This is a genomic window from Bradyrhizobium sp. Leo114 (genome assembly GCF_055229415.2).
Genome location: NZ_JBUYEN020000179.1, coordinates 1 through 904, shown reverse-complemented (window position 1 = coordinate 904; position 904 = coordinate 1). Strand labels below are relative to the sequence as shown.

The following is a 904-nucleotide window of genomic DNA, read 5'->3' as shown; positions in this document are numbered from 1 at the left end:
GATCAAGGCCCATTCCGCATCCGTACAATCGCTTGCATAGCGGAGCGCTCGTCTGTCATGCTGACAGCGGGTGATTTCGGTCCAGGTCATCTGCTTCTCCGATGGCTTCGAACACCTTCGAAGAATCACAACCAGTTGAAATCACCCAACTTTAATTTCCGGTCGGGCTCTTAGGGCTCGCGGAAGAGGATCGCAACCATGGCCGAGGTGTCGATGATCATTTCGGCAGGCCGTTCTCGTCATAGAGGAGTTCGGCATGATCGATGCAAGGCCGCTTCACATGCACGGCTGTGCGATCGGCGATCGCCAGCAGTTCTTGCACGTGTTCGACGAGCTTCGCCGGCGCGTAGGCGAGATAGAATTTGCTTCCGACCCAAGTGTGGGAAACATTCGGATCGGATGTCCCGAGTCCAATAGCTCCGGAGCATTGGCGCTCAGGCGCAGGTGCCTTCGATCAGGTGGATCTGCGTGCCCGTCGGTAGCACGCGCGTCAGCGCGTATCCGGCGGCCGCGAACAAGCTGACAAATTCGTCGTGACTGCGTTCTCGGCCGCCCGCAGCAACGAGCATATTGAGGTCACTGAACTTTTCGGCGGGCGCAATGTTTGGAGCACCGATGATCCGCTCCAGCACCAACACCGTGCCCGCAGTTGCCTACGTAATTGGACGCAGCCATGCAGTCCCGATTATGCCGATACAGCCCGCCGGCGCTGCGCACCTGACCCCAGGAACGCTGGCTGGCGGGGCATAATTCGGAAGGCGGCATAATAGATTTCTCGTGAGCGTCATCCGGCGACCACGCACTGAGGGCTGATCTGGTCGGCTAGGAAGATCTCGTGGATTGTTTCGTCACGAGGTCACCATGTCAAAAGATAGTTGTAAGGATGGCGATAAGGATAGGCATG

Annotated in this window: 1 protein-coding gene and 1 pseudogene; both read right to left on the bottom strand. The window is 57.7% G+C overall.

Going from position 1 to position 904, the window contains the following annotated elements; translation table 11 throughout:
- A pseudogene (locus ACZIRK_RS45270) lies at nt 1–90 on the bottom strand (IS5/IS1182 family transposase); the annotation flags it as partial.
- Nucleotides 91–434: 344 nt separating this feature from the next.
- Nucleotides 435–638 (bottom strand): methyltransferase, encoded by a 204-nt coding sequence (locus tag ACZIRK_RS45265; protein WP_130232041.1) that lies wholly within the window; start codon nt 636–638, stop codon nt 435–437.
- Between the last annotated feature and the right edge of the window lie 266 nt (nt 639–904).